Genomic DNA, 25292 nt, shown 5'->3' on the forward strand with positions numbered 1-25292 from the left:
GCGCGCCCTGCCAGGAGCCCCTCACGAGCCAGCCGTCGTACAAGGGTCGACTTGCCGATTCCCCCCGGCCCGTGCAGGAAGTGAACGGGGCAGGCTCCGGTTTCGCCCGCCAATGCGGACCGGAACAACGCCAGCTCCATGTTCCGGCCGACGAATGCCCGGTCGCGCGCCGCCTCCAGCACATCCCCTAGCGCACCACGCTGACGCACACATTCCCCTTCGGTCAACTCGCAGCTCAACCGTATGGGAGGACCTGGCAGGCCGCCCAAGGTTCACAGATTACCGGTCAGTAGGTCGCCTGCTCCCGGCCTCGGACACCGCTGTGGAGCGGGGTCCCTCCCGCGACCGAGGTGCGGAGAGCCGGTGGCTGAGGGCAGTCCGGCCCGGCCCGGTTCGGCGGTCGGCTCGGCCTCGCAGCGATCGCTGAACCAGGGAAGCAGCGCGGACGTAGATATCAAGAGACATGCCGGGGCGGCTCTCCGTGGAGGTCCGCGGTGTCCTGCCCCGGGACACCCGGCACCACCAGTGGAGTTGCACAGTGAACCCGTTCTTTACCCCGCGCTCCTCCACCGGGGCGGGCGAGAGGCGTTCCCGCCGCGGCCCGGGCAGAGCAGGAGCCCTTCTCGCCCTCGCCGTGCTTCTCCCTGCCTGCGGGATACACGCGGCAGACACGGCAGAGGAGTCCCCGGACGGCCGAGGAAGCTGGAGCATCGGCAAGTGGGCCCGCGAGGCGTCGCAGTTCACCAACCCTGTCATCGAGGGGTTGTGGAAGCCCGAGCGCATGCGCAGAGCAGGCGATCCCCGCAAGAACGTGGCCGGGAATCTCGCGGAGACGCGGGGTGTGAGCGATCCCGAGCCGGCCCCCGTGGAGGCCAGGCCCGTGGCGGCGCCGTACCGCCGCAATGCGGCACCGGTGGGCAAGGTCTTCTTCGACAGCCCGGACGGACCACAGACCTGCTCCGGCACCGTTGTGCAGGACCCCGCCCGTCCGGGCCGCTCCAACCTCGTGTGGACCGCGGGCCACTGCGTCCACGCCGGGCGTGAGGGCGGCTGGTTCCGCAACCTCGTTTTCGTGCCCTCGTTCAACGACAAGGCGCTTACGGCGAATGCGCTCGAGCGTGCCTCCGCGGGACAGATGGCGCCGTTCGGGACCTGGTGGGCCGACTGGGCTGCCACCTCCGACCAGTGGATCGACGATGGCACGTCCGAAGGCGGCAACGGAGCGGCGTTCGACTTCGCCGTACTGCACGTCGTGCCCGCTCCCGGGTCTGGCGCCCGGTCACTGGAGGAGACCGTGGGCGCGGCGCTCCCGGTCGCCTTCAACGGCCCGCCGGTGCAGGACGTGAACCTCGTCGGCGCCTGGGGGTACCCGGCGGCACCGCCGTTCGATGGCGCCACGATGCACTCCTGTGCGGGCAAACCGGGCCGCCTGTCGCTCAAGGACCGCGAACCGACGCTGTACCGGGTGGGCTGCACCATGACGGGCGGCTCCTCCGGCGGCGGCTGGTTCGCGGTCGGTACGGACGGACGGACCGCTCTCGTGTCGAACACGTCCGTCGGCCCCGACCCGTCGGTCTGGCTGGCGGGCCCCTACCTCGGCGATACGGCCAAGGCCGTACTCGACAAGGTCAGTCTCAGGTTCGGGTCCCGCGGGTAGTGCTGTTGGATGGAACGCCGAGGACCCCCTGGGGCTGTTGGCGCAGGTCCGGAGGTCGGGCCGATTCTCCTGACCGCCGCGTACGAGGCTCATGAGCGGCGGCCTTGAGCGCCACGCGCGGCTGCCTTCGGCGGATGGACGGCGGCGTTCAGGCGGTTGCCGAGTGGGGGTTCAGCGGGGCGGGCCGACGATGGTGTTGCCGCGCAGTGCGGCGGCTTCGGCGAGCTTGTCCTTGGTGATCTCGAAGCCATCCGGGCGGGGGGTGGTGACGTCGCGTCCGGCGTGCCGGAACATCTCTTCCATGCCGCCCGGGGTGGCGATGACCAACAGGTCAGCGCGGTCGGAGGTGATGCGGTAGCCGTGGGGGATGTTGCGGGGCAGGTAGACGACGCCGCCTTCGGACAATTCGTGGCGTTCGTCGCCGACCCAGACCAGCGCTTCGCCTTCGAGGAGGAGGAAGACTTCGTCCTCGCGGGTGTGTAGATGGAACGGCGGGGCTTCGTCCTTGAGGACGTCGAATCGGCCGACGGTCAGCTGTCCTTCGGTGGCCTGGCTGTCGAGGAGGATCGTGAACAGTCCGCCGCCGATCCATTCCAGTGTCTGCTGATCGTCCCGTTGGGCGAGGTAGGGGATCGTCATGGCGGTCTCCTGAGGGTCGGGCCGCAGGCCGCCGCACCGGTGGGGCGACCTGCGGCGTTGATGCGGGCGGGCTTGGGCCTGGGCGTCCGGCGAGGGCGTCAGGAACAGCGGTGGGTCCAGCGCCTTGGCAATGAGGGTCGGGGCTGGCGCCCGGGTCTCCGGCTCACAGGGAGCCGAGCGCGCGGACGCGGTCGGCTATGACGCGCCTGGCGGCGTCGGAGTTGAAGGCGATGCTTTCGAACTCGTGCGGCACGCCGGGGTGGAGGTGGAACTCGACGGGCACGCCGGCCTGGCTCAGGCGCAGGGCGTAGATGAGGTCTTCGTCACGGAAGATGTCGAGCTGGCCGACCTCGATGTAGGCGGGAGGGAGGCCGGCGGGGTCGGTGATCCGGGCGGGGGCGGCATGCGCGGGGACGTCCGCCCCGCCCGCCCGGTCGCCCAGGAGTGCTTCCCAGCCGGTGCGGTTGTCATCCCACGACCACAGCACGAACGGCGCGAGCTGCGGGTCGGGGGTCAGGTTGCGGTCGTCGAGCATCGGCATGACCAGGATCTGCCTGGCGATCGCCGGGCCCTGCCGGTCGCGGGCGAGGATGGACACCGCGGCGGCGATGCCGCCGCCGGCGCTGTCGCCGAACACCGCGATGCGGGCGGGGTCGACGCCCAGTTCGGTGGCGTGGTCGTGCAGCCAGATCAGGGCGGCATAGGCGTCCTCGACGGGGGCGGGGTGCGGGTGTTCGGGGGCGAGCCGGTAGTCGACCGCGAGGATCGGGGTGCCGCTGGCGGAGACGTAGCGGGAGATCGATCCGTCGAACAGGCCGATGTGGCCCAGGATCATGCCGCCGCCGTGGAGGTAGACCGCGGCCGGGCCCGGATCGTCGGCGGCCTTGTCCTTGCGGGTGTACCAGCGCAGATCGATCTGGGCGCCGTCGAAGGTGGTCAGGCGGTAGCCGGTGGAGGTGACGTCGTCGGGGGTGGGCTGGGCGGTGTCGGTGTGGCCGATGAGCCCTTCCAGCACGGCGCGGCGCGCGGCGACGTCGCCGACCGGCGGGGGCGTGGCGTCGGCCATCGCGGCGGCCATCGGGGCGAGCGCTTCGGCGACCTGCGGGTCGAAGGTAAAGGACAAGGTGACATCTCCTTGGAACGATCGGAAGTACACGGCGTGGAAGGCCGGTCGGCGAGCCGTCCGGGCCTGTGGCCGGGCGACGCGGTCAGAATGTGATGACGGTCTTGCCGGGCAGCCGGCCCTCGGCGGCCGCGGCGTGGACCGCGGGCAGGTCGGCCAGCGGGCGCCGGTCGGCGATGTGGATGTGCAGGTCACCGGAATCGACGAGGGCGACCAGCTCGGCGAGCAGGTCCGCGTCGCTGCGGGCGAACACCCGCGCCGTGCGCACCGCCCGTGCGGGGTCCGGGTCGGCGTCGGCGGTCGTGGACACCAGCACGCCGGCATCGGCGACCAGGCCGACCAGCTCTGCGGTCTCGGCCGGTGAAGTCGTCACCAGATTGAGTACTACATCGAAGGTCCCCAGCCCGGCCTCGGCGAGGGTTGTGGCAGTGTGGTCGACGATCCGGGCGGCGCCGTAGCCGCGCATACGGTCGGCGTGGGACGGGCTCGCGGTCGCGGTCACCACGGCCCCGGCCCGCGCGGCGAGCTGGACCGCGTACCCGCCGACGGCTCCGCTCGCCCCGTTCACCAGCAAGGACTGGCCCGCGGCGAGCCCGGCGTTTTCGAACAACGCCTCCCACGCGGTCAGACCGACCGACGGCAGCGCCGCCGCGGCGGCCAGGTCGACCGCCTTGGGCGCCGCGGCCAGCACGTGCGCGGGGGCGACCACGTACTCGGCGGCCGCGCCGGGCATGTTCATCGGCAGGAAGCCGACCACCGCGTCGCCCACGGCGAACCGCTCGACGCCGTCGCCGAGCCCGGCGACCGTGCCGGCCACGTCGATCCCCGGCACGTGGGGAAGGTCCAGCGGGAAGACCTCCTGCAGGTATCCCGCCCGGATCGCCGCGTCGACCGGGTTGAACGTGGTGCCGACCACCTTCACCAGCACCTGCCCCGCGCCCGGCGCCGGACGGTCTACCCCCTCGACCCGCAGTACCTCGCTGCTGCCGTAGCGCTCGTAACGCACTGCCTTCATGACTGCCTCCCAAATTGCTTCGATGTCGAAGCGACTACTGCCACTCTAAACATGCTTCGATATCGAAGCAATACCTTCGATTGGCGTGACGTGCGCCACTCGATTCAGGGATACGCTTCGATGTCGAAGTACTTATGATGGGCGGATGACCCCCGACAACACCCCGGACACCGGCGCGCTCCGGCCCGAGCAGCTCGGGACGTACTTCGCGCTCATGGAGGCCGTGAGCCTGCTCCAACGTGCCGTCGAGCAGCAGCTCCAAACGGAAGGCGACCTCAGCTACGTCCAGTTCCAGCTGCTCGCGCGCCTCGCCGACGCCGGCAGACCGCTGACCATGACCGAGCTCGCGGACGGTGTCGTCTACAGCCGCTCCGGGCTCACCCACCAGGCCGGACTCCTGGAGAAAGCCGGCCTGATCACCCGCAAGCCTTCCTCCCACGATCAGCGCGCCATGATGGTCACCCTCACAGAGGAGGGCCTCGCCAGGGTCGGCCGCGTTCTGCCCGGCCACATCGACGTCACCCGGCGCCTGCTCTTCGCCTCGCTCAGCGACGACGATGTCGACGCGCTCGGCGGCATCATGACCCGGGTCCGCGACCACATGCGCCAACAACCGGACAGCACCGCCCGCGGCCGACGCACCGCGCCGAAACACCTCCGGGGCGCGGTCCCGTCCGAGTAGCCCGCCCTCGCGCCCGGGACGCCGCCTGCCGGGAAGGGGGCGGCATACCGGGTTCGACTGCTCAGCCGCGGAAGACCGACGAGGCGGAGCCGCCTTGCTGATCGTCGCGCACCGTGGCGAGGATCTCCTCCCGGTCCGGACCCGGCGCGCTGTAGCGGGGGGCCGTTGCCGAGAGCGTGATGACCCGCTCCACGAGGCCACTCTTCATGAAGGCCTCGTCCGCGGACGCCAGCATCGAACCGACGTCACCCATGGCGCGCAGGATCTCAGGGTCGTTCAAGAGGACGGAGTCCACGGCTGTGCGCAGCGCCCAGCCCGGATCGTCCGTCTCGTAGTGCTCGCCGCGTACCTCGGCATCGATCTCCGCGATGCGGTGCCGGCTCCAATGGGCGTCCTCCTCCCACATGGCCCCGCACTCGTCGTCGATCTCACGGCTGACGCGCAGGGCTAGCTCTACGGCATCGGACGTGCCGAGCAGGCGCAGCACGTCACGCAGCAGTGCCGCGTGGCGCAGCCCGGTCGTCATGCCCATACCGAACTGCGGGTTGGTCGTCATCCGCGCGTCCCCGATCGCCACGATGCCCGTGGCGATCGGCTGTCCGTCGACGACCAGGCCACGTCGGGTGTTGTGGGTCCCGCCCATGACATGGACGTCGGTCAACGGGATGCCGTGGTTCCAATGGGCGGCCTGGGGGTAGAGCGCAAGCACGCGGTTCCACACCTCCACGCGACTCAACGGACGGAGCTCTTGATCCCGGTCCGAGGTGACCAGCGTCGTCGACCAGGTGTCGCCGTCTCCCGGCGCGGTGACGACGGAAATGCTGTTGTGGTGGGAGAGGGGCCAGGGCCTGGGGGCCGGCACCCCCCTCTCATCGGCGCGGAAGTAGCGCGTGTAGTAGCGGAAGCCCGCTTCCTCGCGGACGACTTCGGGATCGACACCCACCTGCGCGAGCAGGTCGGGCACCTCCGTCCGCCGCCCGGAGGCATCGACGACGAGGTCTGCCTCGATGCGCACTCCGGATTCGGTCATGACGCCGACGATGTGCGGGCGGCCGGACGTCCGGGACTCTCCGACGAGCAAGGACGCCACCCGGGTCCCGCCGAGGATGCGCACTCCAGGCGTATCGGTGGCGGTGGCGAGGAGCGCGGCCTCAAGGACCGGGCGCCGGGCAGTGACGGTCTCGAAGCGCTCGTCCCCCGCCTGCCGGGGGCCGGCACCTGCCACGCTCCAGGCACCGGAGATCATGTTGTACGTGTTGCCGCCCGCCTCGCGTATGCGGTCGACGGCGGCCGGCAGCTCCTTTTCCAGGAGGAGGAGGCCGGCCGGCATGAGGATGTGCGTGTGCCCGAACTGCTTGACGCCGGGCCGATGCCAGTCGCCGCCAACCGTTGCCTCGACCGTTCGCGCGGCGGTGGGGTCGCGGTCGAGCACGGTGACGACGTGTCCGTCTGCGGCGAGAAGCATCGAGGCGGTCAGGCCTACGGGTCCTGAGCCGATGATTACCACGTTGGCCACGGGAACTCCTTGCGTTGGGGAATATGCCCCACCCTCCGCCGGAGAACTGCTCACCTACCAGCCCGCTTTACTGCTCAGTTGGCGCGGCGGGCCCGACGCAGGTCATCACGTCTTCTGGAGCGCGGCGGCGAGCTCGCTGAGGTACCCCGCGACGGGGCCGCTGGTGAGCAGACCGCTGCCGGCGCCGGCGAGCTCCGCCCCGGCCGGCGAGAGCGCGGTGTGAGCGCGTTCCATCGTGGCCCGGTCCGACACGGCAAGCGCGGCTCGCGCCACCACGGACCACAGAGCCTCGAACAGCAGGCCGGGGGGAGGATCCGGGAGTCTCCGCAGCACCACTGCGGCCTCGTCACGGAGGCCTTGGGCGACCAGGAGCAGGGGAGCCACCCACGGCTCGTGCGGCCCCCAGTCGGCCCGTGCGTCGATCTGCGCGTACTGCGCCTCCAGCGCGCTCTGCCCGTGCCGCATCCGCAAGCACAGCAGGGCCAGTGGCAGAAGCCCGTGTTCCATGCCGGGCATGCCGACGCCGTGGAGCCGGGCCGCGGCCTCGCGAAAGGCGGCTTCTGCCTCTGCCGCCGGCCCGGTCTCCGCGCGTCGCAGCGACCCGTACCAGTGGGTGAACACTCCCGCCAGCGGCAGCTCGTTCCGCTCGGCCAGGCGGTCCACCGCGGTCGCATGCCGGTCCGCTCCCGGGAAGTCGGCCAGGGCGCTGCGCGCCTGGAGGCGGATGAGGTGCCCGAGCACCTCGTACGTGACCATCCCGTGCCTCGCGGCCAGGGTGATCAGCTCAGCGCCGATCCTGTCGCGGCGCGGAGACAGGCCCGCCCGGTAGAAGGTCTGCATGAATACGCCGTTGAGCGCGAACGCAAGGAGGGCGGGGTCGTCCAGGTCGCGGGCGATCTGCTCGGCCTGCCGGGCCGCCTGCAGCCCGCGCGCCGAAACGCTCGCACGTGACTCCAGGGCGATCGTGGCCAGCAGCCGGGCACGTGCCACGTCGTGACCGCCCGGTCGAACAGTCTTCAAGGTGCGCTCTGCCGCTGCCACGACGTCCGCCGCATGCCGGGGGTCGTCCACCCGCGTCCAGATCGCCGGAACGTCGTAGGCGCCGATCACGCGCGCGGTCAGGTCCGGGTCCCCCAGCTCTTCGGCCGCCACGATCACGGCCGAGCGGTGCCGACGGGCCACCTCCAGGCCTCCGCCACCCGTCACCGCGAGATTGCGCAGCAGGCCGACGGTCGATTCCAGGCGTGCCCGGGCGCCGGATGCCAGCGTGCGGTCGTAGGCGGCCGATGCCTCCGCCCACACGGTGTCCGCCGAAGAAATCGGCCCGGGAGCCCGGTCGAGGTGGAGTTCCTGGGCAAGGATGTCCGCCTCCAGGCGGCGCAGTCCCGGGCCGGGATCCACCCCCAGTTGCTCGACCAGCAGCTTTCGAGCACGGCGTAGCACGGCGAGCGCGTCGCCCTGGCGGCCCGTGCGGTACAGCGCGAGTGCCAGGAGCCGCCATGCGTCCTCGCGCCAGGGGTGCTCGGCCACGTGCGCGTCCAGATCCGGAATCGCGTCCGCGCCACGACCGAGGGTCAGGCGGACCTCCGCCTGGCACTCCAGGGCGTGCAGCCTCAGCTCGCCGAGGCGGGAACGCTCGGTGCGGGCCCAGGCCTCTTCGGGGAAATCCGCCAGGGCCGGACCCCGCCAGTAGCCCAGAGCCTCCGCGAGTCGGTCGAGGGCCTGCTGCGGCGGCAGGGTGCGCGCGGCGGCGACCGCCTGCTCGAAACACCAGCTGTCGACGGAGCCGCGCTCGACGCGCAGCGCATAGCCGGGACCCTCGGTGACCAGGAGGCGAGCCGGAGTGCGGGGCCGCCGCTCTGGTTCCAGGGCTCGCCGCAGCGCGGAGACGAATGTACGGACAGCACCGATCGCGTCCGCGGGAGGTACCTCCCACAGATCCGCCACCAGGCGGGTGACGGGGACGACCCGGCCCCTGGCGACGATCAGCCGGGCCAGTACGGCGCGGTGCCGAGGGCCCTTCAAGGCGATCGGTCCCCCTTCGTCGTCCCAGGCCGTCACCGGCCCGAGTATCCCGAATGTGACGTTCACACCTGGCCGCCTTCCCGCTCGCCCTCAGGTGCCAAGTTATAGGTCGCTCATTCGATGCTCATCCGCGGCCTCCAGGGTGGAGACACCAGCCCGCCCACGGAGAGAAGCCGACTCATGGCCCCTACCACCAGCACGTTCGAGTACCAGCGGATCGAGGTCGCCGACGGGGTGTCCCTGAACGCGGCCGTCGTCGGCTCGGGGACCCCCATCGTGCTGCTGCACGGTTTCCCGCAGACCCATCTGATGTGGCGGCACGTGGCCGCCGATCTCGCGCACGACCACACCGTGATCTGCCCCGATCTGCGGGGCTACGGCGACAGCGACAAGCCCGTCGAGACCGACGGCACCGTCTACGCCAAGCGCACCATGGCAGCCGACGTCGTGGCCCTGGCCGGCGCCCTCGGACACGACCGGTTCGCGTTGGCCGGGCACGACCGCGGCGCCCTGGTGGCCTTCCGCGCCGGACTCGACCACCCGGACAGGATCACTCACCTCGCCAGTCTGGACGTGCTGCCCACCCTGGACATGTGGGAGGTGCTGCACGGTGTCGGCGCGGCGGTCGGCTTCCACCTCTACCTGATGGCCCAGCCGCCCGGCCTGCCCGAGCAGATGATCGCCGCGAGCCCGGACGTCTTCTTCGGCCACTTCCTCGACATCTGGACCAACGGCCCGCAGGCGATTCCCGCTGACGTCCGCACCGCGTACCTGGATGCCTGCCGGGGCGCGGTGCCCTCGATCGTCGCCGACTACCGCGCGTCCGCCGGTATCGACATCGAGCACGACAAGGCGGACCGTGCTGCCGGGAACCAGTTGAAGATGCCGGTCACCGTGCTCCAGCAGGACTGGGGCGCGTTCCTCGGCTTCGACGCGGCTGCCCTGTGGGGCTCCTGGGCGTCCGACCTGGAGCACAGGACGGTCACCTCTGGCCACTTCATGGCCGAGGAGAAGCCCTCCGAGATCGCCGAGGCGCTCCGGACTCTCCTCAGTCGCTGAACGACCGGGTGCGCTGAGCAGACTCCGTCGGCCTTGGCCCAGCAGATCCTCTTCCGGGCCGGCGGGCGATCGGGATGTTGCCGGCGAATCCGGCTTCCGGGCCTTGAACCGATCTGCGCGGTGCCCGTTGTCCATGAACGGAGGCAGGCACGCGAGTTCTTGCCGCCCAGGTAAATCAAGCACGAGCACTGGAGAGTTCATGACTGATGTGCACGCGGACCCGACGGGGCCTCAGCCGCCCCGACGTGCGAAGCGGTGGGTCATTCTCGGCACGGCAGCGGCAGTGATCGCGGGGATGGCGATCGCCGTTCCCGCTCTCGCGGACTCCAAGCCCGACAGCGAGAAGGAGGAGACGCTGCTGCGGACCACGGCCCAGAAGGTGGGGGTCACGAGGAGTTACGCGAACCCGAAATCCAACCTTTCGCTCACCGCGGGAGGAGTGGGTCCCAGTGGCAAGGGCGAGGTCTTCGCAAGGATTGGAGGCGTGAACGAGAACGTCCAGTCGTGGAACTTCCTCCGCGACAAGATCATTTCTAGGGGCGCAAGTTCCGGAGACAACCTGCGCTGCCTCGAGAGCGACAGCGGCGGGAATGTCTTCATCGCGAAGTGTGTCACCGGAAAAGATTCGCAGAAGTGGGCGCACAAGCTCGCTCAGAAGGCCCCTGGTGCTTTCCGTGACCAGGTCCGGATTCAGAACTTCCAGAGCAAGAAATGCCTGACCATCGGCAGTGCCACAGGCCGAGGCACCGCTGAGGTCGCGGCCAAGGACTGCAAGGACGAGGCAACGTCGCAGCGTTGGGTGGTCGCGTCGTTCACGAACGAGTAGTCGGCACCTGAAGGGGTCTGGCAGCCGGTCGGCTGTCAGACCCCGCAAGCCGCCCTATCCCGAGCGTAGGGACTACGAGAGGGCGACGAAATGGCTCTGCGGAGGAGAGGGAATGAAGGGACCTGAACGCAACCGTCCGACATGGGGCCGGCGTGATGTGCTGCGCGGAGGGGTCGCGCTGAGCGCAGTGGCGGTCGCGGGCGGCGCCGCCACCGCACTCGCGCCGCCCGCTCGGGCTGCCGGCCCGGCGGGAATGCCGACGTACCGATATCTGCGCGACGCACTGGCCATGCCCTTGAACTACAACCGTACCGGCGAGTTCATCTTCCCGACCATCCGGGGAGTGTTCGACAAGATCAGTGATCCGCGCTCCAAGTACTACCTCTACTACGCCCCGCACGAGAACCCCGGCGGGATCTGCATAGCCTTCAGCGACTCACTGGAGGGGCCTTTCAGCGACTACCGCGAGAACCCCGTGATCGACAGGCACCTGAACGGCACGACGGTCAGTCACGTGTCGTCCCCGCACGTCATCTGGGATGCAGCCACCCAGCAGTTCTTCTGCTACTTCCACGGCGAGAACACCGTGACCCGCGTTGCCCGCTCGCGCGACGGCATCAACTTCGTCGACGAGACGGCGATCCTGAGCACGCGCCTGGTGCCGGGCACATCGGAGACTTCCTACGCCCGGGTCTTCGAGCACGCCTTGCCCGGACGCAACAACAAGTACGTCATGGTCTTCATGGGAGTAAAGGGCGGGCGGCGGATCTTCTATGGCTGGTCTCCCAACGGATGGGACAACTGGCAGTTCAGCGCGTCCCCTTTGGTGAACCCCGAAGGGGACGGTCTCACCGACATCTCCGGTCCGACCGTGGTCAAGCGCAACGGGACCACGTACATCGCCTATCACGGCAACGACGGCCGGATGCGACTCACCGAAGTCGGCAACGACTTCCGGCAGGAGAACCACCTGGGCGTCTTCCACTCGCCCATCGCTTCCGACCGGGGGCGCGTCGCGGCCCCGTCCTTCGGCTCCGAGAACGGCACGGAGTACATGTTCTACGAAGCGGGAGCGCGACTCAGCGCCCGTATCTGCATTGCGCGTGCCGTCCCGGGCGGTGCGCCGACGCCCAGCGCGGCCGCGAGAGGTCTGGGCGTGCCCCGCTCGCTCACACCGAGCGGAGACCACCCCGCCGATGCAGGCCACGCCCACGACGGCCACGAGGAACAACAGCGCCTCGCTGGTGAGGTTCAGCGTGCCGCGCATGCGGTCGAGAGTGAGGGTGAGCAGTAAGGGGAGCAGCAGAGCGGCCACCGGTCCGGCGATGAGGCGGGACGTGGGGAGCGTACGGCGGCGGGAGGGGAGCAGCCGGCCGTGGCCGGCCCGCTCGTGCGTGACCATGTGGACGTCGATGTCCTCCGACAGCGCCACGACCGTCTCGCCGATGCCCCGGCCGGTGAGGAATCGTTCCAGCCGACGGCGGCGGCTCGTACCGAGGACCAGTTGGGTGGCGTTCTCCGCCATGGCGAAGTCCACCAGGGCGGTGGGTACTTCGTCGCCGACGACGGAGTGGTAGCTGCCGCCGAGGCCTTCGACGAGGGCCCTCTGTCCGGCCAGCGCCGCATGCGAGACGCCGGCGGCGAGCCCGTCGCTCCGGGCGACGTGTACGGCGAGCAGTTCGCCGCCGGCGGACCGGCTCGCGATGCGTGCCGCGCGGCGGATGAGGGTCTCACCCTCCGGGCCACCGGTGAGAGCCACCACGACCCTCTCCCGGGTCTCCCAGACGTCCCCGATGCCGTGCTCGGTGCGGTACTTGTGGAGGGCTTCGTCCACACGTCCCGCCAGCCACAGGAGCGCCAGCTCCCGCAGTGCGATGAGGTTGCCGGGACGGAAGTAGTTCGCCAGCGAGGCATCGATCCGCTCCGGCGGACAGATGTTGCCGTGCGCCATCCGGCGCCGCAGCCCCTCGGGCGGTATGTCGACCAGCTTGATCTCGTGGGCGCGGCGCACGAACTCGTCGGGTACGGTCTCCCGCTGCGGCACCCCGGTGATCTTCTCGACGACGTCGCTGAGTGATTCCAGGTGCTGGATGTTGAGCGTGGTGACGACGTCGATTCCGACGGCGAGGATGTCCTCGACGTCCTGCCAGCGCTTCGGGTGCCGCCCGCCCCCGGGGACGTTGGTGTGGGCGAGTTCATCGATCAGCACCACCTGCGGCCGCCTGGCCAGCAGCGCCTCCCCGTCCAGTTCGGCGTACCGGCCACCGCAGTACTCGCGGGCGGCCAGGGGCAGGGTCTCGAGCCCGTCGAGTTTCGCTTCGGTGTGCCGGCGCCGGTGGCACTCCACGAAGCCGGCCACCACATCCGCGCCACGGGCAGCCCGGCGGTGGGCCTCGTCGAGCATCCGGTACGTCTTGCCGACTCCGGGGGCCGCGCCCAGAAACACCTTGAGCCTGCCGGGGGGAACGACGGGCCGCCCCGCCTCCGGGGTGGCCTCTCGCGTGATCGTCATCGTCAGAACTTCTCCGGGAAGAACAACGCCAGGACCAGATAGCCGACCAGACAGACCGCGACGATGATGCCTACGACAGTTTCCGTGCTCACCCGTACCCGACTCCTCCGTGCGCCCTCGACCTCACCAGCGAACACCAGTGACGCAATGAGGAGAACGCCCCTGACGCGCTCCTGACGCCCCTCCGCCGGGACTTTGACGGTGCATTGACGGCCAGGAGGCCGATAGGGTGAAGGCGGTGTGCCGGGAAGCCTGGTCGGCGTCACGGGCCGCGTGGCCTGCGTCGACTCGGTGGGGGCGTCATGCGCAGTGTCGGTACGGTCTTGTTCCTCGTGGTGCTGGCCACGGTCGTGGCCACAGGGGCCCGGCGCTGGCGGATTCCCGCGCCCTCACTGCCCGTTGTGGCGGGCCTCGTCGTCGCGCTGACTCCAGGTACTCCGGAGATACGGGTCAGCCCCGAAGTGATCGGTCTGGTCGTCCTCCCGCCCCTGCTGTACGCGAGCGCGGAGGAACTGTCCTGGCGCGAGCTTGACGGCCTTCTGATGTATGTCGGGTGACGGTGCGAATCCGGCTTTCGCGCAGGTCATCAGGGGTGCGTCAAAGATCGGCAGCCGGGTGGAAGGAACGCGTCAAGGAGCGTTGTCACCGAGGTCGGGCGGGAGCAGACTGGCGGAGCGACGGAGCCGGTGACGGTCCGGTGGCACGCGGCTGGAGGCTGGTGACCTGAACACCGACCAAGACGCGCACCGTCCGGCCGTGGGGGTACGGGCCGGTGCGACCGCGTGCTGGTCAACCGTCGCACAACACATGAGCCGTCCAGCTCTCGGTGTGGGGATACCGGAGCTGGGCGGCTCGCGTGTTTCGGTCGTCGACGTGTGCACCGGCCGAAGTGGACTCGCGGCCCTTCCCGCGCCGGTTGTGCGTCTGTCGGTCGTCGTGGCTCTCGTTTTTCGGGCCCGCCCGCGGGCCGATTCAGGTGACCGCCGAGGTCGGGAGATCCGCGGTGACCGGCGGTGTGCCGCCCGCTATGGGGAGGGTGATGACCATGGTGAGGCCGCCGCCGGGGGTGTCCTCGGCCGTGAGGGTGCCGCCGATGGCCTCGGTGAACCCGCGGGCTACGGCGAGGCCGAGGCCGACTCCGGCGCCCCGTGGGGCGTCGCCGTGGCGCTGGAAGGGTTCGAAGATCCGGCTCTTGGCCTCGTCAGGGACGCCAGGGCCACGGTCGACGACGCGCAGTTCCACCCGCTCGTGCAGGGCACTCGCCGTGACCTTGACCGGCTGTCCGTCGGGGCTGTACTTGACGGCGTTCTCGACGATGTTGGCGACCGCCCGCTCCAGCAGGCCCCGGTCGACGGCGACCATCGGGAGCGTTTCCGGGATGTCGAGGTCGACACTGTCCTCCGGTACGCCGCCCAGCGCCATCGGGACGACCTCGTCGAGGTCGGTCTCCCGGATGAGGGGGACGACGGTGCCGGTGTTGAGGCGGGACATGTCGAGGAGGTTGCCGATCAGGGCGGCGAGGCGGTCGGCGCCGTCCTCGATGCCTTCGAGGAGTTCGGCCTTGTCCTCCTCGGACCAGTCGACGTCGTCGGAGCGCAAGGAGGTGACGGAGGCCTTGATCCCGGCGAGCGGGGTGCGCAGGTCGTGGCTGACGGCGGCGAGCAGGGCGGTGCGGATGCGGTTGCCCTCGGCGAGTTCCTTGGCCTTGCCCGCCTCGTCGACCAAGCGCTGGCGATCGAGTACGACTGCGGCCTGGGCGGCGAAGGCGCCGAGCACGCGCCGGTCCTCGGCGGGCAGTACCCGGCCGGTGAGGGCGAGCGCCATGTTGTCGCCTATGGGCAGGTCCACGTCCGCGTCTTCGGGCCGGCTGACAGGGCTCGTGCCGACGGACGAGGCGGTGTTCCAGGGATCGACCTCACTGCTCCGTTCGAGGAGGACGACCGACTGCATGGCGAAGGTCTCGCGGAGCCGTTCGAGGAGGGCGTCGAGGGAGTCCTCGCCGCGCAGGACGCTGCCGGCGAGGAAGGACAGGATCTCGGACTCGGCGCGCAGCCGGGCGGCCTGGTGGGTCCGGCGGGCGGCCAGGTCGACCACGGAGGCCACCGACACGGCGACGCCGACGAAGATCGCGATGGCGACGATGTTCTTCGGGTCGGAGATGGTGAACTCGTGCAGCGGCGGGGTGAAGAAGTAGTTCAGGAGCAGGGATCCGAAGGCCGCCGAGGCCAGGGCGGGCAGCAGGCCTCCCAGGAGGGCCGCCGCCACCGTGAAGGTGAGGAACAGCAGCATGTCGTTGGCGAGCCCGAGGTCGGGAAGGACCTGGTTCAGCAGAACGGTAAGGAGCGCGGGTCCGGCGATACCGGTCAGCCAGCCCCAGATGAGGCGGGACCGGCCGAGACGGGCACCGCGGGCGATCGGCAGGCCGCGGCCCTTGGCGGCCTCGTCGTGCGTGACGATGTGGACGTCGAGGTCGGGTCCGGATTCGCGGGCGACCGTGGCACTCACGCCCGGTCCGAACACGTACTGCCAGGAGCGGCGGCGGCTGACGCCGAGGACGATCTGGGTGGCGTTGCAGCCGCGGGCGAACTCCAGCAGCGCGTCGGGGACGCTCTCGCCTATCACGTGGTGGAACGTGCCGCCCAGATCCTCGACCAGGGTGCGCTGAACGGCCAGCTCCTTGGGCGAGGCCGAGGTCAGTCCGTCGCTGGCTGCGATGTAGACGGCGAGGACCTCGCCACCGGCCCCCTTCTCGGCGAGGCGCGCGGCGCGTCGGATGAGCTGACGCCCCTCGGGGCCGCCGGTCAGACCGACGACGATGCGTTCGCGGGCCTGCCAGGTGGAGCGGATGTTGTGCTCGCCGCGGTATTCCTGGAGGTACTCGTCCACGCGGTCGGCGACCCACAGCAGCGCGAGCTCACGCAGGGCGGTCAGGTTCCCGGGCCGGAAGTAGTTCGAAAGCGCCGCGTCGACCTTGTCGGGCTTGTAGACGTTGCCGTGTGCCATGCGGCGACGCAGCGCTTGCGGGGACATGTCGACGAGCTCGATCTGGTCGGCGCGCCGGGCCACCTCGTCGGGAACGGTCTCGCGCTGCCGTACCCCGGTGATCGTCTCCACCACGTCACCCAGGGATTCGAGGTGCTGGATGTTGACGGTCGAGACGACGTCGATGCCGGCCTGGAGCAGTTCCTCGACGTCCTGCCACCGTTTGGCATTGCGCGAGCCGGGGACGTTGGTGTGGGCGAGCTCGTCGACCAGCGCCACGGTGGGGCGGCGGGCGAGGATCGCGTCCACGTCCATCTCGGTGAAGGTGCTGCCCCGGTACTCGATCTCGCGTCGCTCGATGAGTTCCAGGCCGTGCAGCATCACCTCGGTCCGCGGCCGGCTGTGGTGTTCGACGAAGCCGACGACGCAGTCGGTGCCCCGCTCGATCCGGCGGTGCGCCTCGGAGAGCATCGCGTACGTCTTGCCGACGCCCGGTGCCGCGCCGAGGTAGATGCGGAGCTTGCCGCGTCCCATGTTCCGACTCTTCTTCTCTGCTGACGACGGGGGTTCGTGCCGTGGATCGGGCGGGTGATCAAGGTTCGAAGCGGTAGCCCATGCCGGGTTCGGTGATCAGGTACCGCGGATGGGAAGGATCCGCTTCCAGTTTGCGCCGTAGCTGGGCCATGTAGACGCGCAGGTAATTGGTGTTCTCGCCGTAGGTCGGGCCCCAGACCTCCAGCAGAAGCCGACTTTGGGTGATCAGCCGGCCCGGGTGGGTGATGAGGATTTCCAGCAGGTGCCATTCGGTCGGGGTGAGCCGTACGGTGCGCTCGCCACGGCGAACCTTCTTCGCGACCAGATCGACGGTGAACTCGTCGGTCGTGACCACGGTGACTTCGTCGGCCTCCGAAGCCGTCGGCGCTTCATGTCTCCGCGCCGCCGCCCGCAGCCGCGCCAGGAGCTCGTCCATGCTGAACGGTTTCGTCACGTAGTCGTCGGCTCCGGCGTCCAGGGCCCGGATCTTGTCCTCGGAGGTGTGGCGGGCGGAGAGGACCAGGATGGGGACCTTGCTCCAGCCGCGGACGGCCTTGATGACGTCGATGCCGTCCATGTCCGGGAGGCCGAGGTCCAGCACTATGACGTCCGGCTTGCGTGCGGCCGCGAGCCGCAGGGCCGAGCCGCCGTCGGAGGCCTCTTCGACCTCGAACTTGCGCGCCTGGAGGTTGATCTTCAGCGCGCGGACGAGCTGAGGGTCGTCCTCCACCACCAGCACCCGGGTCATCGGTGTGCAGCCTTTCCTTCGTAACGGGCACGGTGAGAGCCGGCGGGGGCGGGGCCCCGCCCAGCGGCAGCTGGGGGAGGCTCCGCGCCCTGCCGGCTCCCGGTCCGTGCGATGTGGAGCTCAGCTCTTGGAGAGCGCCTTCAGGGCGATGTTCAGCTCCAGGACATTGACGCGGGGCTCACCCATGAAGCCGAGCGTGCGGCCCTCTGTGTGGTCCTCGACCAGCTTCTCGACCTGCTTGACGTCGAGCTTGTTCTGCTCGGCGACGCGGTGGACCTGGAGCTTGGCGTATTCCCGGGAGATGTTCGGGTCGAGGCCGGAGCCGGAGGAGGTGACGGCATCGGCCGGGACGTCCTCGGGCTCGACCTGGTGGCCCGTCGTGGAGTTGTCGGCGATGACGGCTTCCTTGGCGGCGACGACCTGGGCGCAGAGGGTGCCTTCCTCGGCGTCCTTGGTGCAGCGGCCGCCCACGGCACCGTTGTCGGCGGAGCGGTTGGTGGCTCCGGAGAGGATCAGCGAGTACTGGGTGTTGACGCTGTTGGAGCCGAGGCCGTTGGAGGGGCGCGGCTGGAACCACTTGAGGTCCGGCCTGGCGGCTTCCTCGGCGTCGTTCGGGTCGTTCTTCGGCAGGTTGTAGCTCTGCCCGATGAGGGAGGAGCCGACGACCTTGCCGCTCTGGTCCTTGATCTCGGAGCCGTTGGCCTTGTCGTTGAAGAGGGCCTGGGCGACGCCGGTGACGGCGAGCGGGTAGAGGACCCCGCAGATCACGGTCAGGACGAGCAGGGCTCGCAGGCCCGCGCCGATCAGCCGGACGGTGTTGCCTACTGAGTTGTTCATTGTCGTCTCAGCCGATTCCGGGGATGAGGGAGATGAGCAGGTCGATGAGCTTGATGCCGATGAACGGGGCGATCAGACCACCCACGCCGTACAGCCCGATGTTGCGGCGGAGCATCTTGTCGGCGCTGGTCGGCCTGTACTGGACGCCCTTCAGGGCGAGCGGCACCAGCGCGATGATGATCAGCGCGTTGAAGATGACCGCGGAGAGGATCGCCGACTCGGGCGAGGCAAGGCCCATGATGTTGAGCTTGTCGAGGCCCGGGTACACCACCGCGAACATGGCCGGGATGATCGCGAAGTACTTCGCGACGTCGTTGGCGATGGAGAAGGTGGTCAGAGCCCCGCGGGTGATGAGGAGCTGCTTGCCGATCTCGACGATCTCGATGAGCTTGGTGGGGTTGGAGTCCAGGTCCACCATGTTCCCGGCCTCCTTGGCGGCCGAGGTGCCCGTGTTCATCGCCACGCCGACGTCCGCCTGCGCGAGCGCCGGGGCGTCGTTCGTACCGTCACCGGTCATCGCGACCAGCTTGCCGCCCGCCTGCTCCCGCTTGATGAGGGCCATCTTGTCCTCGGGCGTGGCCTCGGCGAGGAAGTCGTCGACACCCGCCTCTTCGGCGATGGCCTTCGCGGTGAGCGGGTTGTCGCCCGTGATCATGACGGTCTTGATGCCCATGCGGCGCAGTTCCTCGAACCGCTCGCGCATGCCCTCCTTGACCACGTCCTTGAGGTGGATGACGCCCAGCACGCGGGCCCCCTTCTCGTCCTTGACGGCGACGAGGAGCGGTGTACCGCCGGCCTCCGAGATTTTGTTGGCGAGGGTGTCTGCGTCGTCGGAGACCTGGCCACCCTGTTCCCGGACCCAGGTGATGACGGATCCGGCCGCGCCCTTGCGGGTCTGCTTGCCGTCCACATCCACGCCCGACATACGGGTCTGCGCGGTGAAGGCGATCCACTCGGCCTGGGACAGTTCGCCCTGGTGGCGTTCCCGCAGCCCGTACTTCTCCTTCGCCAGGACCACGATGGAGCGGCCCTCGGGGGTCTCGTCCGCGAGGGAGGACAGCTGGGCGGCGTCGGCCAGTTCCGCCGCCGTGGTGCCCTTGACGGGCACGAACTCGGAGGCCTGGCGGTTGCCGAGGGTGATGGTGCCCGTCTTGTCGAGCAGCAGCGTGGACACGTCACCGGCGGCTTCGACGGCCCGGCCGGACATCGCCAGGACGTTGCGCTGGACCAGGCGGTCCATGCCGGCGATCCCGATCGCGGAGAGCAGGGCGCCGATGGTCGTCGGGATCAGGCAGACCAGCAGGGCCGTCAGCACGATCATCGACTGCTCGGCGCCCGCGTAGATCGCGAACGGCTGCAGGGTCACCACGGCGAGCAGGAAGACGATGGTCAGCGAGGCGAGCAGAATGTTGAGCGCGATCTCGTTGGGTGTCTTCTGCCGGGCGGCGCCCTCGACGAGGGCGATCATGCGGTCGATGAAGGTCTCGCCGGGCTTCGTCGTGATCTTGATGACGATCCGGTCGGAGAGGACCTTGGTGCCGCCGGTGACCGCACTGCGGTCGCCGCCGGACTCCCGGATAACAGGGGCGGACTCACCCGTGATGGCGGACTCGTCCACCGAGGCGACGCCTTCGACGACGTCACCGTCGCCGGGGATGATGTCGCCGGCCTCGCAGACCACCAGGTCACCGATACGGAGCTCCGCGCCGGGCACCTGCTCCTCGCCCTTGCCGTCCTGGGTCAGACGGCGGGCGACGGAATCGGTCTTGGCCTTGCGCAGCGTGTCTGCCTGGGCCTTGCCACGGCCCTCGGCGACGGCCTCGGCGAGGTTGGCGAAGATCGTGGTCAGCCACAGCCAGGCGGTGATCGCCCACCCGAACCAGTCCGTCGGGTCCATACACACGAGCACGGTGGTGACCACCGAGCCGATCAGGACGACGAACATGACCGGCGACTTGATCATGATGCGGGGGTCGAGCTTGCGGATCGCGTCGGGGAAGGACTTCAGGAGCTGTTTGGGGTCGAAGAGACCGCCGCCGACCCGCCCGGCCGGCTTGTGGCCTGTCGGGATGTCTTCGTGTGGTGCGCGGGTGGGGGTGATGGTGCTCATGAGGCGAGCCCTTCGGCAAGCGGGCCCAGCGCGAGGGCCGGGAAGTAGGTCAGACCGGTGACGATGAGGATGGTGCCGACAAGCAGCCCCGTGTAGAGGGGCTTGTCGGTGCGGAGCGTGCCTGCCGTCTCCGGTACGGGCTTCTGCTCGGCGAGCGAGCCGGCCAGCGCCAGGACGAACACCATCGGGAGGAAGCGGCCGAGCAGCATGGCGATGCCGATGGTGCTGTTGAACCACTGGGTGTCGGCGTTCAGGCCCGCGAAGGCGGAGCCGTTGTTGTTGGCGCCCGAGGTGTAGGCGTAGAGGATCTCGGAGAAGCCGTGCGCTCCGGAGTTCGTCATCGAGTTCGCCGGGGTGTCCAGCGCCATCGCCGCGGCGGTGAAGCCGAGCACCAGGGCGGGCGTGATGAGGATGTAGCAGGCCGCGAACTTGATCTCGCGGGTGCCGATCTTCTTGCCCAGGTATTCGGGGGTGCGGCCGACCATCAGGCCGGCGATGAAGACGGCGATGATCGCCATGATCAGCATGCCGTAGAGGCCGGAGCCGACGCCGCCGGGCGCGATCTCGCCCAGCTGCATGCCCAGCAGCTGGATGCCGCCGCCCAGACCGGTGTAGGAGGAGTGGAAGGAGTTGACCGCGCCGGTCGAGGTCAGCGTGGTCGCGACCGAGAAGATTGCGGACGCGCCCACGCCGAAGCGGGTCTCCTTGCCTTCCATTGCCCCGCCTGAGACGTCGAAGGCCGGGCCGTGGTGGGCGAACTCGGTCCACATCATCAGCGCGGTGAAGCCGATCCAGATGGTGGCCATCGTGGCGAGGATCGCGTAGCCCTGGCGAAGATTGCCCACCATGCGGCCGAAGGTGCGGGTGAGGGCGAAGGGGATGAGCAGGATCAGGAAGATCTCGAAGAGGTTTGAGAAGGGGGTCGGGTTCTCGAAGGGGTGGGCGGAGTTGGCGTTGTAGTAGCCGCCGCCGTTGGTGCCCAGCTCCTTGATGACCTCCTGCGAGGCGACCGCGCCGCCGTTCCACTGCTGCGTGCCGCCCAGGAACTGCCCGACCTCGTGGATGCCGGCGAAGTTCTGGATCGCGCCGCAGGCGACCAGGACGATCGCGCCGATCACCGAGATCGGCAGGAGGATGCGGACGGTGCCGCGCACCAGGTCGGCCCAGAAGTTGCCGAGTTCCCCGGTGCGGGAGCGCGCGAAGCCCCGTACGAGGGCCACTGCGACGGCCATGCCGACGGCGGCGGAGACGAAGTTCTGCACCGCCAGGCCGCCGGTCTGTACGACGTGGCCCATGGCCTGTTCGCCGTAGTAAGACTGCCAGTTCGTGTTGGCCACGAAGGAGGCGGCGGTGTTGAAGGCCTGGTCGGGGTCGATCGCCACGAAGCCGAGCGAGCCGGGCAGGATGCCCTGGGCCCGCTGGAGGCCGTAGAGGAACAGGACCGAGACCGCGGAGAAGGCGAGGACGGCGCGCAGGTAGGCGGGCCAGCGCATCTCGGCGCTCGGATTGGCGCCGATGGCCTTGTAGATCCACTTCTCCGGCTTGTAGTGCTTGTCGGAGGAGTAGACGCGGGCCATGTGGTCGCCCAGCGGGCGGTAGGCCAGCGCGAGCGCGGCGATCAGTGCGAGGAGCTGGAGCACACCAGCGAGAACGGGACTCATCGGTGGCTAGAACCTCTCCGGGTACACAAGGGCGAGGACGAGGTAGCCGAGCAGGGAGACGGCCACGACGAGGCCGATGATGTTTTCGGCGTTCACAGCTTGGTCACCCCCCGGGCGATGAGAGCCACCAGCGCGAAGACCGCGACCGTGGTGACGACGAAGGCCAGATCGGCCACCGTGAGCTCCTGGATGAAGAGGGAAGGAATTGAATCGGCCAGATGGCCGATGTCGAGATAACCGTGTCTTCATCCCGGCGTTAAGACACCTTGATGGTGTCCATACGGGAGCAGGGGAACTCTTAACGCGACGCATACGCGAGTGGTCGCGAACCGCCGGTCAGCCCTGGTGGGAGAGGCCGGCCGTGTCCAGCGCGCCACCGGCCCGAGCGGCCAGCGCGACGGCGACCAGGCGGGCCTCCTCGGGAGGCAGGGGACGGTCCGGGAGCGGATCGAGGAGGAAACGGCCGTAGTAGTGCCCGCCGCCGACGACGCGCAGCTCGGTCTCTCCGTCCGGCCAGTCGGCGTACTCGACGATCCGGCTGCGGCTGCGCAACCACAAGCCACCGTCGTGCTCCAGGCGCGGCCGGTGCCCGAGCAGCCTGCCGTACTCGAAGCGGCAGCCGCGCAGCCCCAGCAGGCCCACGAGCTCCCGGCGCACGTACTCGACCACCGCTTCCGGTGAGGCGCCGTCCTCGACCAGACGGGCGGTTCCCTGGAGGCTCGACAGATGCGAGGCGTCGGTGACCACGACCGTCCGGAGCCGCTGTACCCGTACGGCCGGCTGCGAGACGATCAGGCCGACGACGAGCAGGAGGAAAGCTGTCTGGATCTCGTCACGGTCGGCGATGGCGAACTGCTGGTAGGGCCTGGTGAGGAAGAAGTCGAACCAGGCAGCCGCAGAGAGTGCGGCCAGCGCCCCGGCCGCCCGGGTCCCGAGCGCGGCGACGGCGACCACCGCGACGACCATGATCAGAGCTTCGTTCGTCGCTGAAATGCCCGCGCGGAACGGCACGAGGGCGAGCGCCACGAGGAACGGCACCACGAGGGCGGCGAGCAGAACGGCACGGTCGTGCAGGCGGTGCGAGGATCCGGACATGTGATGTCTCCCGTCCGGACGGGGCGGTCTTGAATCAGAACCTCTCGGGCTTGATCAGGGCGGTCACGAGGTAGCCGAGCAGAGCGACGGCGACGATGAGTCCGACCACGTTTTCCGCGTTCATCAGCGTGTACTCCCTTGACTTCGGCGGACGTGTGTCGCGCCTTTCAAGCGTGCCCGCGGCCGATGAAGGAGCCACGCGTCCCCGGCGAGGTCTTGACGCACCTCATACGACTTTGCGGCCCCGGCGTCAGGAGCACGTGAAGAGTGGCGCGGCGGTCATATGGATTCCGCCAAGAGCACTGGTCATTCGGCCATGGCGTCCCGACGCTGTCCTCACTTTGTCCAAGTGGAGGAACAGCGAAGATGGCCATAGACATGGGAAAGACGACCGCGGCGAGAAAGGCACCGGGCACGGAGGAACCTCCTGATACCGGCCTACGGACGCCTCCCGAGGCGGGGGACCGGCACCGGCTGACCGCCCTCCAGGGCCTGGCCGCCCTGTCGCTCGACGCGATGGCCTCCGTGGCGTACGGGCCCGAGTCGATCGTGCTGGTCCTGGCGGCAGCCGGTGCCTACGGCCTCGGGTTCCCCCTCCCCGTCACCCTCGCGATCGCAGCTCTGCTCGCCGTGCTGGTGGCCTCGTACCGGCAGGTCATCGCCGCGTTCCCGGACGGTGGCGGTTCGTACGCCGTCGCCAAGAAGCATCTCGGCCGGCGCACGAGCCTGGTCGCCGCGGCCTCGCTGATCCTCGACTACGTCCTGAACGTCGCCGTCTCCGTCACCGCCGGCGTCGCGGCGCTGACCTCGGCGTTCCCCGAGCTGTACGGGGAACGGGTGTGGATCTGCCTCGGGGTCCTGGTTCTGGTCACGGCGGTGAACCTGCGCGGGGTCGTGGACTCCGCCAAGGCGTTCCTCGTACCGACCGCGGTGTTCGTCGGGTCGATCCTCACCATGGTGGCGGTCGGTCTCTTCCGCGACGGCCCGGTCAGCACCGCATCGGCCGCCGGCCACGCCTCCGCGCTCGGCGAAGGGGCCACCGGGGTCGGCGCGCTCCTGCTGCTGAAGGCCTTCGCGGCCGGCTGTTCCGCCCTGACCGGCGTCGAGGCCGTCGCCAATGCGGTGCCGGCCTTCCGTGCCCCGGCCGCGCGACGCGCCCAGCGGACCGAGGTGGCCCTCGGCGCCCTGCTCGGCGTGATGCTGATCGGCCTTTCGGTCCTGATCGGCCGCTTCCACCTCCAGCCGGTCGAGGGGGTGACCGTGCTGGCTCAGCTCGCGGACGCCTCCTTCGGCCACAACCTCGCCTTCTACCTGGTCCAGTTCGCGACGATGGTGCTGCTCGCGGTGGCCGCGAACACCTCCTTCGGCGGGCTTCCCGTGCTGATGAGCCTGCTGGCCCGGGACAACTACCTGCCGCACGTCTTCGCCCTCAAGGCGGACCGCCAGGTACACCGCCACGGGGTGGCGTGGCTGGCCCTCGTGTCCGCCGCCCTGCTGGTGTCCTCAGGCGGCGACACCAACACCCTCGTCCCGCTCTTCGCCATCGGCGTCTTCGTCGGCTTCACCATCTGCCAGGTCGGCATGGTCCGACACTGGTACGGCGAACGCCCCGAAGGATGGCAGGCCAAGGCCGCCCTCAACGGCTTCGGCGCACTGCTCACCGGAGTCTCCGCGGTCGTCGTGACCGCCACCAAGTTCACCGAGGGCGCCTGGCTGATCGTGCTCGCCCTGCCGCTGATCGTCCTCGGCTTCGAGAAGGTCAACCGGGCCTACGCCCAGATCGGCGCACGCCTGGAGCTCGGCCGCATCCCGCAGCCGCCCCAGCGCTCCCGCTCTCTGATCGTCGTCCCCGTGTCGGGGCTGTCCCGACTGACCTGTCAGGCGCTGACCGCGGCCCGCTCGCTTGGCGACGAGGTCCTCGCCGTGACCGTCACCCACACCGGTCCTGAGGACCGGCAAGCGGCCGAAGCGCTGCGCCGGGACTGGGAGTTGTGGAAGCCCGGCATCGCGCTGATCGAGGTCGCCTCCGATACCCGCTCGCTCGGCCGGCCGGTGTCGGCGTACGTGCGCGAGCTCATGCAGAAACACCCGGATGCCCAGGTGACCGTCCTCATCCCGGAAGCGGAACCCACTCACCTGTGGCAGCGGATGCTGCAGAACCAGCGTGGCTCCGTGGTCGCCCACGCGGTACGCCGCGACACCGACGCCGTCATCTGCCGACTGCGCTTCCGCATCACGGCCGACGCGCGTTGACGTGCCCTTGACGGCGGC

Annotated in this window: 20 protein-coding genes and 2 pseudogenes; 7 read left to right on the forward strand and 15 right to left on the reverse strand. The window is 69.6% G+C overall.

Going from position 1 to position 25292, the window contains the following annotated elements; genetic code table 11:
* Positions 1-781: 781 nt before the first annotated feature.
* Positions 782-1657, forward strand: coding sequence for a trypsin-like serine peptidase (locus OG444_RS33895; protein ID WP_442810688.1), 876 nt, complete (start codon positions 782-784; stop codon positions 1655-1657).
* A gap of 171 nt (positions 1658-1828) precedes the next feature.
* On the opposite strand, the gene OG444_RS33900 is transcribed toward OG444_RS33895, so the two are convergent.
* From OG444_RS33900 to OG444_RS33910, 3 genes are all read right to left on the reverse strand, one after another.
* Positions 1829-2296 (reverse strand): cupin domain-containing protein, encoded by a 468-nt coding sequence (locus tag OG444_RS33900; RefSeq protein ID WP_327265702.1) that lies wholly within the window; start codon positions 2294-2296, stop codon positions 1829-1831.
* A gap of 163 nt (positions 2297-2459) precedes the next feature.
* Entirely contained in the window at positions 2460-3419 is a 960-nt protein-coding gene (locus tag OG444_RS33905; RefSeq protein WP_327265703.1) for an alpha/beta hydrolase, read from the reverse strand.
* Between the two features lie 85 nt (positions 3420-3504).
* Entirely contained in the window at positions 3505-4434 is a 930-nt protein-coding gene (locus tag OG444_RS33910) for an NADP-dependent oxidoreductase (protein WP_327265704.1), read from the reverse strand.
* 145 nt (positions 4435-4579) lie between these two features.
* Here OG444_RS33910 and OG444_RS33915 point away from each other — a divergent pair, with 145 nt between their 5' ends.
* Positions 4580-5116, forward strand: a complete 537-nt coding sequence (locus OG444_RS33915) for a MarR family winged helix-turn-helix transcriptional regulator (protein WP_327265705.1) — start codon at positions 4580-4582, stop codon at positions 5114-5116.
* A 61-nt stretch (positions 5117-5177) separates the two neighbouring features.
* On the opposite strand, the gene OG444_RS33920 is transcribed toward OG444_RS33915, so the two are convergent.
* Positions 5178-6686, reverse strand: coding sequence for an FAD-dependent oxidoreductase (locus tag OG444_RS33920; RefSeq protein ID WP_327265706.1), 1509 nt, complete (start codon positions 6684-6686; stop codon positions 5178-5180).
* A gap of 51 nt (positions 6687-6737) precedes the next feature.
* Entirely contained in the window at positions 6738-8723 is a 1986-nt protein-coding gene (locus OG444_RS33925) for an AfsR/SARP family transcriptional regulator (RefSeq protein ID WP_327265707.1), read from the reverse strand.
* Between the two features lie 114 nt (positions 8724-8837).
* On the opposite strand from OG444_RS33925, the gene OG444_RS33930 reads away from it, so the two are divergent.
* The 3 genes from OG444_RS33930 (at position 8838) to OG444_RS33940 (ending at position 11836) form a co-directional block, all read left to right on the forward strand.
* Complete coding sequence (locus tag OG444_RS33930) at positions 8838-9716, forward strand: alpha/beta fold hydrolase (protein ID WP_327265708.1); 879 nt, start codon at positions 8838-8840, stop codon at positions 9714-9716.
* Positions 9717-9915: 199 nt separating this feature from the next.
* Positions 9916-10542 (forward strand): ricin-type beta-trefoil lectin domain protein, encoded by a 627-nt coding sequence (locus tag OG444_RS33935; RefSeq protein ID WP_327265709.1) that lies wholly within the window; start codon positions 9916-9918, stop codon positions 10540-10542.
* A gap of 112 nt (positions 10543-10654) precedes the next feature.
* Positions 10655-11836: a hypothetical protein gene (locus OG444_RS33940; protein ID WP_327267080.1), complete on the forward strand. Its 1182-nt coding sequence runs from the start codon at positions 10655-10657 to the stop codon at positions 11834-11836.
* Here the strand turns inward: OG444_RS33940 and OG444_RS33945 are convergent.
* Positions 11720-13054, reverse strand: a pseudogene (locus tag OG444_RS33945) (universal stress protein); the annotation flags it as partial. The gene OG444_RS33940 and the pseudogene OG444_RS33945 overlap by 117 nt on opposite strands.
* Positions 13055-13056: 2 nt before the next feature.
* Positions 13057-13146, reverse strand: coding sequence for a K(+)-transporting ATPase subunit F (gene kdpF / locus OG444_RS33950; RefSeq protein ID WP_107065056.1), 90 nt, complete (start codon positions 13144-13146; stop codon positions 13057-13059).
* Positions 13147-13356: 210 nt separating this feature from the next.
* Between kdpF (OG444_RS33950) and OG444_RS33955 the strand changes: the two are divergent.
* Positions 13357-13584, forward strand: a pseudogene (locus OG444_RS33955) (Na+/H+ antiporter); the annotation flags it as partial.
* Between the two features lie 442 nt (positions 13585-14026).
* Here the strand turns inward: OG444_RS33955 and OG444_RS33960 are convergent.
* The 8 genes from OG444_RS33960 to kdpF (OG444_RS33995) all read right to left on the reverse strand — a co-directional run bounded on the left by OG444_RS33960 (position 14027) and on the right by kdpF (OG444_RS33995) (position 23145).
* Positions 14027-16570, reverse strand: coding sequence for a sensor histidine kinase KdpD (locus tag OG444_RS33960; protein WP_327265713.1), 2544 nt, complete (start codon positions 16568-16570; stop codon positions 14027-14029).
* A gap of 58 nt (positions 16571-16628) precedes the next feature.
* Positions 16629-17318, reverse strand: a complete 690-nt coding sequence (locus tag OG444_RS33965) for a response regulator (protein ID WP_327265714.1) — start codon at positions 17316-17318, stop codon at positions 16629-16631.
* 120 nt (positions 17319-17438) lie between these two features.
* A complete protein-coding gene (locus tag OG444_RS33970; RefSeq protein ID WP_327265715.1) occupies positions 17439-18155 on the reverse strand; it encodes a potassium-transporting ATPase subunit C in 717 nt (238 codons plus the stop codon).
* Between the two features lie 7 nt (positions 18156-18162).
* Complete coding sequence (kdpB, locus tag OG444_RS33975; protein ID WP_327265716.1) at positions 18163-20265, reverse strand: potassium-transporting ATPase subunit KdpB; 2103 nt, start codon at positions 20263-20265, stop codon at positions 18163-18165.
* A complete protein-coding gene (kdpA, locus tag OG444_RS33980) occupies positions 20262-21926 on the reverse strand; it encodes a potassium-transporting ATPase subunit KdpA (protein WP_327265717.1) in 1665 nt (554 codons plus the stop codon). Before kdpA ends, kdpB begins: the two co-directional genes overlap by 4 nt.
* Positions 21927-21932: 6 nt before the next feature.
* Entirely contained in the window at positions 21933-22022 is a 90-nt protein-coding gene (gene kdpF, locus OG444_RS33985) for a K(+)-transporting ATPase subunit F (RefSeq protein ID WP_033223114.1), read from the reverse strand.
* Positions 22023-22262: 240 nt separating this feature from the next.
* Positions 22263-23021: a DUF4118 domain-containing protein gene (locus tag OG444_RS33990; RefSeq protein WP_327265718.1), complete on the reverse strand. Its 759-nt coding sequence runs from the start codon at positions 23019-23021 to the stop codon at positions 22263-22265.
* A 34-nt stretch (positions 23022-23055) separates the two neighbouring features.
* Positions 23056-23145, reverse strand: a complete 90-nt coding sequence (gene kdpF, locus OG444_RS33995; RefSeq protein ID WP_327265719.1) for a K(+)-transporting ATPase subunit F — start codon at positions 23143-23145, stop codon at positions 23056-23058.
* Between the two features lie 242 nt (positions 23146-23387).
* On the opposite strand from kdpF (OG444_RS33995), the gene OG444_RS34000 reads away from it, so the two are divergent.
* Positions 23388-25274, forward strand: coding sequence for an APC family permease (locus OG444_RS34000; RefSeq protein WP_327265720.1), 1887 nt, complete (start codon positions 23388-23390; stop codon positions 25272-25274).
* Positions 25275-25292 lie beyond the last annotated feature (18 nt).

Origin of the sequence: Streptomyces sp. NBC_01232 (assembly GCF_035989885.1) — a bacterium.
Lineage (GTDB): Bacteria > Actinomycetota > Actinomycetes > Streptomycetales > Streptomycetaceae > Streptomyces.

Excerpts from the sequence above, each read along its gene's own strand:
- kdpF (WP_327265719.1), bottom strand. The coding sequence starts at position 23,145 with ATGAACGCGGAAAACGTGGTCGGACTCATCGTCGCCGTCGCTCTGCTC.
- OG444_RS33910 (WP_327265704.1), bottom strand. The coding sequence starts at position 4,434 with ATGAAGGCAGTGCGTTACGAGCGCTACGGCAGCAGCGAGGTACTGCGG.
- OG444_RS33915 (WP_327265705.1), top strand. The coding sequence starts at position 4,580 with ATGACCCCCGACAACACCCCGGACACCGGCGCGCTCCGGCCCGAGCAG.
- OG444_RS33960 (WP_327265713.1), bottom strand. The coding sequence starts at position 16,570 with ATGGGACGCGGCAAGCTCCGCATCTACCTCGGCGCGGCACCGGGCGTC.
- OG444_RS33970 (WP_327265715.1), bottom strand. The coding sequence starts at position 18,155 with ATGAACAACTCAGTAGGCAACACCGTCCGGCTGATCGGCGCGGGCCTG.
- OG444_RS34000 (WP_327265720.1), top strand. The coding sequence starts at position 23,388 with ATGGCCATAGACATGGGAAAGACGACCGCGGCGAGAAAGGCACCGGGC.
- OG444_RS33935 (WP_327265709.1), top strand. The coding sequence starts at position 9,916 with ATGACTGATGTGCACGCGGACCCGACGGGGCCTCAGCCGCCCCGACGT.
- OG444_RS33965 (WP_327265714.1), bottom strand. The coding sequence starts at position 17,318 with ATGACCCGGGTGCTGGTGGTGGAGGACGACCCTCAGCTCGTCCGCGCG.
- kdpA (WP_327265717.1), bottom strand. The coding sequence starts at position 21,926 with ATGAGTCCCGTTCTCGCTGGTGTGCTCCAGCTCCTCGCACTGATCGCC.
- OG444_RS33900 (WP_327265702.1), bottom strand. The coding sequence starts at position 2,296 with ATGACGATCCCCTACCTCGCCCAACGGGACGATCAGCAGACACTGGAA.
- kdpB (WP_327265716.1), bottom strand. The coding sequence starts at position 20,265 with ATGAGCACCATCACCCCCACCCGCGCACCACACGAAGACATCCCGACA.
- OG444_RS33895 (WP_442810688.1), top strand. The coding sequence starts at position 782 with ATGCGCAGAGCAGGCGATCCCCGCAAGAACGTGGCCGGGAATCTCGCG.
- OG444_RS33990 (WP_327265718.1), bottom strand. The coding sequence starts at position 23,021 with ATGTCCGGATCCTCGCACCGCCTGCACGACCGTGCCGTTCTGCTCGCC.
- OG444_RS33940 (WP_327267080.1), top strand. The coding sequence starts at position 10,655 with ATGAAGGGACCTGAACGCAACCGTCCGACATGGGGCCGGCGTGATGTG.
- OG444_RS33930 (WP_327265708.1), top strand. The coding sequence starts at position 8,838 with ATGGCCCCTACCACCAGCACGTTCGAGTACCAGCGGATCGAGGTCGCC.